The sequence below is a fragment of the Streptomyces sp. NPDC111744 genome (assembly GCF_055634995.1).
On sequence record NZ_JBVKCG010000072.1, the window covers coordinates 1 to 2,310 of the forward strand.

At 66.6% G+C, this 2,310-nt stretch carries 1 protein-coding gene and 1 pseudogene; both read left to right on the forward strand.

Annotated features, from left to right (window positions below; all coding sequences use genetic code 11):
* Positions 1–324: 324 nt before the first annotated feature.
* A pseudogene (locus ACZ7OO_RS44025) lies at positions 325–1,564 on the forward strand (IS701 family transposase).
* Positions 1,565–1,643: 79 nt separating this feature from the next.
* Positions 1,644–2,177 carry a hypothetical protein gene (locus ACZ7OO_RS44030; protein WP_471513005.1) on the forward strand — a complete coding sequence of 178 codons (534 nt, stop codon included), beginning with the start codon at positions 1,644–1,646 and terminating at the stop codon, positions 2,175–2,177.
* Positions 2,178–2,310 lie beyond the last annotated feature (133 nt).

The following is a 2,310-nucleotide window of genomic DNA, read 5'->3' on the forward strand; positions in this document are numbered from 1 at the left end:
CTGCGGCAACAGGGTCTCCTGGATCTCGGTTGGCTTCGCAACCCCGAGCTACCAAGAGGCCCTGTCTTCATGCTCGCAACCAGCTGCGATCACCCAATCGAGACTCCCGTTCGACACGCACCCCTCAAGATCGGAACGACAACAGCTACTCAGAGGAGACCTAGTACTCCAGCCGTAGATCGTGATCTTGCTGGTCAGGGCTGGCGTGGAGATGGCTGCGGCCACCGTTGATCATCGTGAGTTGTGTGGACAAACGAAGATCAGGCGGTGGCCGCGGGGCACAGCGTAGTGCCTGCCCGGTGGCGGACAATGTTCGACCAACTGATGGGCCGCGTGGCGGGCCGGTTCGCTCGGGTCGAACCCCGACGTCGCGCAACGGCGTTGGTGCTTGGGCTGCTGTCGGACCTGCCGCGGAAGAACTGCTGGACCCTGGCCGAGCATGCGGGCGATGCCACTCCGGACGGCATGCAACACCTGCTGCACCGCGCGAAATGGGACGCCGACGCGATCCGCGACGACATACGCGCCTACGTGATCGAGCACCTCGCCGACGACCAGGCGGTACTCGTGGTCGACGAGACGGGCGACCTGAAGAAGGGCACGGCGACCGTCGGCGTCCAGCGCCAGTACACCGGCACTGCCGGCCGCATCGAGAACGCCCAGGTCGCCGTCTTTCTCGTCTACTCCGCCGCCCGCGGACACGCAGCCATCGACCGAGCCCTGTACGTGCCACGCTCGTGGACCGAGGACCCGGACCGCTGCCGGAGCGCGGGCATCCCGGACGATCTGGCCTTCGCCTCCAAGCCCCAACTCGCCGCCCGCATGGTTGCGGGCCCTGGACGCGGGAACCCCCGCTCGCTGGGTCGCGGGCGACGAGGTCTACGGCGACAACCCGCACCTGCGGACCGCCCTTGAACACCGCCGGACCGGCTACGTCCTGGCCGTCTCCAGCACCCACCCGATCATCACGCACGCTGGGAAGTTTCAGGCGAAGACCCTGACCGCGCGGATCCCGAAGCGGGCCTGGCAGCGACTGTCGGCCGGAGCGGGCGCGAAGGGCGAGCGGTTCTACGACTGGGCACAGGTCGACATCCACGACCCCGCCGGTCGGCCCGGCAACTGGTGCCTGCTGGTCCGCCGCAACCGCCGCACCGGCGAACTCGCCTTCTACCGCTGCTTCTCACCCCTGCCAATGGCACTGTCCGAACTGGTGCGGGTGGCCGGACGGCGCTGGACGATCGAGGAGACGTTCCAGGCCAGCAAGGGCCTGACCGGCCTGGACGAGCACCAGGTTCGCCGCTGGACTTCCTGGCACCGCTGGGTCACGCTCGCAATGCTCGCCCACGCCTTCCTTGCCGTCACCGCAGCCACCGAACGCCGCGAACGGCCCGGCCTCAACGACCTGATCGCCTTGACCGGCAACGAGATCCAACACCTGTTCGCGGCCCTGAGCAGCCCGTTCCACGACCTCGCACACCGCCTGCGCTGGTCACACTGGCGACGCCGACACCAAGCCCGTGCCCGAGCCTGCCACTACCGACGGCATGCAACTGTCCAGCCATAGAGCTTCGTGTCCGCTGAGCAGGGCGATATCGAGATGTCGCGAGGTCGGTGCCGGTGCATACTTCCTCACCGTGGAAATCATGACAGGCGAGCTGCGGCGCCTTCGATCTGGACCGAGCGCCGAGGATGACGACGAGCCCCGGCCGTTTCTGGTGCGCCTCCGGTTCACTGCCCAGGACCCGGCCCAGGTCATCGACAACGCGCGTGCGGTACTGACGTGCGTCGTCTCCCAGATGGTTGACTGGCCGGCAGAAGAACTTTGGCCGCAGCTGCTGCCAGCCTGGTTCATCCAGCGGTGCGCACCCGAGACCCCGGAACCAGAACATGGCGAGCCCTTCGACATGGAGGGGTGGCTGCGTCAATGGCGCGCGATGACGCCAGAGGAGAGATCGGCCGTCGATCAGGGACCGTGGACGCTCTCAGGATGGTTGTACTACTTCGACCCCACCGAAGAAGGAATGGGAGACGATCGCAGCTGGTGGTGGTGGCACGCAGGAACCGACGAGTCCGGCGGCTGGGTGCAGGTGGCCACCACCGGCTGGCCCTTCGGCAGCGGTTCGCTGTCCTGGCTGGTTGAGGCCAGTGGTGGCGTGGATCTCGTCTACGGGCCATAAGCAGCGACTCGTCATGATCGCGAACTACGGCTGGAGTACTAGTACTACAGGGCTAGATCTGGATCATGGAGTGATGGGAGGCTCTGGCTGTGGCCACGACACAGCCCCGTGATTCAGATCGTTCGTCGGACGC

Excerpts from the sequence above, each read along its gene's own strand:
- ACZ7OO_RS44030 (WP_471513005.1), top strand. The coding sequence starts at position 1,644 with ATGACAGGCGAGCTGCGGCGCCTTCGATCTGGACCGAGCGCCGAGGAT.